Source organism: Simplicispira sp., from assembly GCF_028687295.1.
Lineage (GTDB): Bacteria > Pseudomonadota > Gammaproteobacteria > Burkholderiales > Burkholderiaceae_C > Simplicispira > Simplicispira metamorpha.
Map to the genome: position 1 here is coordinate 1 of NZ_JAQUAL010000210.1, position 3,861 is coordinate 3,861.

The 3,861-nt window shown below is 60.6% G+C and carries 4 protein-coding genes; all 4 read right to left on the reverse strand.

Features of this window, described 5'->3' with window-relative positions:
- A partial coding sequence (gene phbB / locus PHX69_RS15625) for an acetoacetyl-CoA reductase (protein ID WP_288044989.1) occupies positions 1-627 on the reverse strand: 627 nt, incomplete at its 3' end.
- Positions 628-760: 133 nt separating this feature from the next.
- Positions 761-1,531, reverse strand: coding sequence for an EAL domain-containing protein (locus PHX69_RS15630; RefSeq protein WP_288044991.1), 771 nt, complete (start codon positions 1,529-1,531; stop codon positions 761-763).
- 145 nt (positions 1,532-1,676) lie between these two features.
- Complete coding sequence (locus PHX69_RS15635) at positions 1,677-2,855, reverse strand: acetyl-CoA C-acetyltransferase (protein WP_288044993.1); 1,179 nt, start codon at positions 2,853-2,855, stop codon at positions 1,677-1,679.
- Positions 2,856-2,896: 41 nt separating this feature from the next.
- A partial coding sequence (locus PHX69_RS15640) for an alpha/beta fold hydrolase (protein WP_288044995.1) occupies positions 2,897-3,861 on the reverse strand: 965 nt, incomplete at its 5' end.

Below are 3,861 nucleotides of genomic sequence, written 5' to 3' on the forward strand. Positions count from 1 at the left end.
GCGCTTGACGGGCACGGTGGCGATGATCTTCTCCAGCACATCGGGGCGGATGGCGTTGACCATATCAGTGCCGATGTAGCCAGGGCTGACGGTGTTGACCGTTACGCCCTTGGTGGCCATTTCTTGTGCCAGGGCCATCGAGAAGCCGTGCATACCCGCCTTGGCAGCCGAGTAGTTGGTCTGGCCCGACTGGCCTTTTTCACCGTTGACCGACGAAATGTTGATGATGCGGCCCCAGCCTTTTTCCACCATGTCGGCCACCACTTGCTTGGTGACATTGAACATGCTGTTGAGGTTGGTTTCGATGACCTGATCCCAGTCTTCGCGGGTCATCTTCAGGAACATGCGGTCGCGGGTGATACCGGCGTTGTTCACCAGCACGTCAATGCTGCCGTGCTCGGCCTTGGCTTTGGAGAACGCCTCGACGGTAGAGTCCCAATCGCCCACGTTGCCCACCGAAGCGTAGAAGGTGTAGCCCAGCTCTTTTTGCTCGGCCAGCCACTTGGCATGGTCGCGCGTGGGGCCGCAGCCGGCGATGACCTTGAAACCCTCTTGGTGCAGGCGCTGGCAGATGGCCGTTCCAATGCCACCCATGCCACCAGTGACGTACGCTACTCTTTGGCTCATTCTCGTTCTCCTTGTTGCAGATTCTTGTTGCTATCACTTTAACCAAGATTTGTGATGCAGCAGTGCAGGAAAACACTGTAGTGCGGTATTTTTTATCGCCTGTATGTGAGGGTTCCGACAACAGTGGGGGTGCTCAAGACAGCGGCAGTGCTTCCCAGGCGGGGCGGGCAAACCAGTAACCCTGCTGGTAGCGAACGCCTACCGAACTCAGGTACTGCGACTCCTGCACGGTCTCTACCCCTTCGGCCACCAAGTCAATCTGCAGCTTGTCACACACCAGGGCAATGCCGCACACAATGGCCTGGCGCACGGGGTCTTGGTGGATATTGCGGATCAGCTCCATATCGAGCTTGATTACGTGCGGCTGGAACTGCACCAGCATGTTCAGGCCCGCATAGCCCGCGCCAAAATCATCAATGGCGGTGATCAGGCCCTGGCGGCGGTACTCGTTGAAGATGGCCTTCAGGTGCGCGCCGTTGGTGACTTGTTCGCCCTCGGTCACTTCAAACATGATGCGGTCGTGCGGAAAACTGAAGTTGTGCGCTGCTTCCATGGTGGCACGGATGCAGGTTTCGGCGCGGTACACCGCATTGGGCAAAAAATTGATGCTCAAACGGCAACCTGGCAGCGCAGCCAGATGGAGCCGCGCCGCCAGTTCAATCGCCTTGACGCGGCAAGCCTGGTCAAAACGGTAGCGGTTGGAATCATCGACCCAGCCCAACACCGTGGCCGCTGATTCGCCATTGACACCGCGCACCAGTGCCTCGTAGGCAAAGGGGCGCTCTTCGACCAGATCCATGATGGGTTGGAACGCCATGGTGAAGTCGAATGGCAACTGGCTCTTGTCCCGGCAGACATTGCAGCCTACGGGTTCAAAGGGTTGGGCAAAAAATGTGGTGTTCATGGGGTGACCCAGTGTAAATGCACTGCCTTTGAAAATCCCACGAAAAAAGCCGCGCAACAGCGCGGCAGAAAACCCCAAGGGGTGGGTGCAAAGACGGACTCAGCGCACCAGCGCGCCACTCCTTTGCACCCGTTGGGGGCTTGGCTTAGCGCTCCAGAGCCAGCGCCACGCCCATACCGCCGCCAATACACAACGCGGCCAGACCCTTCTTGGCGTCACGGCGCTGCATTTCGTGCAGCAGCGTCACCAGAATGCGGTTGCCCGATGCGCCGATAGGGTGACCGATGGCGATGGCACCACCGTTGACGTTGACCTTGGCGGGGTCAATGCCCAGCTCCTGGTTGACAGCACAGGCCTGGGCGGCAAAAGCCTCGTTCAACTCGAACAGGTCGATGTCGGCAGCGCTCCAGCCTGCGCGCTGCAATGCCTTGCGGGTGGCCGAGACAGGGCCCATGCCCATGATGGCGGGGTCCAGGCCGCTGGTGCCGTAGGCGGCAATGCGGGCCAGGGGCGTCAGGCCCAGGGCAGCGGCTTTTTTGGCAGTCATCACCACCACGGCGGCAGCACCGTCGTTGATGCCCGAGGCGTTGCCAGCGGTCACGGTGCCCGCTTTGTCAAACGCGGGGCGCAGGCCTGCCAACACGTCGGCGCTGGTTTTGCGGTTGAGGTATTCATCGGCGTTGAAGACGACGGGGTCACCTTTGCGCTGGGGAATGCTCACGCCCACGATTTCATCGACAAACTTGCCGGCGTCCTGCGCGGCAGCGGCCTTTTGCTGGCTGGCCAGGGCCAGAGCATCTTGCATGTCGCGCGTGATGCCGTATTGCTTGGCCACGTTTTCAGCGGTGATGCCCATGTGGTACTGGTTGTACACGTCCCACAGGCCATCGACGATCATGGTGTCCTGCATTTTCCAGTCACCCATGCGCTGGCCGTCGCGCGAACCGTTCAGCACGTGGGGGCTGGCGCTCATGTTTTCCTGGCCACCGGCGACCACGATCTCGCTGTCACCCGTGGCCACGGCCTGGGCCGCCAGCATCACGGCCTTGAGGCCCGATCCGCACACGGCGTTGATGGTCATGGCGGGGGTTTCCTTGGCCACACCGGCTTTGAGCATGGCCTGGCGCGCAGCGTTCTGGCCCACGCCAGCGGTCAGCACCTGGCCCATGATGACTTCACCCACCTGGTCCAGGCCCACACGGGCGCGTGCCAGGGCTTCTTTGATCACGATGCTGCCCAGTTCGGTGGCAGGCACCTTGGCCAGTGCGCCGCCAAATTTGCCAACAGCCGTGCGTGCGGCGGAAACGATAACGATGTCTTCCATGGTGCGATCCTTGTTGTCGAAAATTGAAGAAAAGTACGGGCTCAGGCTTTTTGTTTCACGTAGCGGCCAGGGGCAGGCTCAATGGCTTTGAACTTGACACCTTTGCCGTAGGTTTTGGGTGCAGCAATTTGTTTGCCAGCGTGGGCTTGCAGCCAGTTGCTCCAGTCCGTCCACCAGCTGCCTTTGTGCTCTTGGGCGCCTTCCAGCCAGGCCTCCAGCGTGTCGGGCAGTTCGCCATCCTCGCGCGTCCAGTGGCTGCGCTTGTTTTTGGCCGGTGGGTTGATGACGCCAGCAATGTGGCCCGATGCGCCCATGACAAAGCGTTTCTCACCGGGCAGTACCTGGGTGCTGGCGTAAGCGCCGTTGATGGGCACGATGTGGTCTTCGCGCGAGCCGTAGATGTACACCGGAATATCGATCAGCCCGAGGTCGATTTTTTCACCGCAGACGGTCAGCTTGCCCGGCTGGATGAGGTTGTTTTCCAGGTACATGTTGCGCAGGTACCAGGCATAGAACGGCCCGGGCAGGTTGGTGCTGTCGCTGTTCCAGTACAGCAGGTCAAACGGCGGCGGGGTTTCGCCCTTGAGGTAGTTGCCCACCACGTAGTTCCATACCAGGTCATTGGGTCGCAGAAAACTGAAGGTGGACGCCAGTTCCTGGCCTTTGAGCAGACCGCCCTTGCCCATTTGCATTTCACGGAACTTGACCGACGTCTCGTCAATGAACACATCCAGAATGCCGGTGTCGGTGAAGTCCAGCAGCGACGTCAGGAAGGTGGCGCTGGCCACTGGCTCACGCCCGCGCGCGGCCAGCACGGCCAGGGCATTGCTGAGCAAGGTGCCGCCCACGCAAAAGCCCAGCGCATTGACCTGCTCGGCACCGGTGACTTGCTGCACCACGCTGATGGCTTCGATCACGCCGTCTTCGACGTAGTCGTCCCAGGTTTTCTGGGCCATTTCGGCATCGGGGTTGCGCCAGCTCACCACAAAGGTGCGGTGGCCTTGTG

What these genes read in the sequence shown, in the direction of transcription:
- PHX69_RS15630 (WP_288044991.1), bottom strand. Translation starts at nt 1,531, where the DNA reads ATGAACACCACATTTTTTGCCCAACCCTTTGAACCCGTAGGCTGCAAT.
- PHX69_RS15635 (WP_288044993.1), bottom strand. Translation starts at nt 2,855, where the DNA reads ATGGAAGACATCGTTATCGTTTCCGCCGCACGCACGGCTGTTGGCAAA.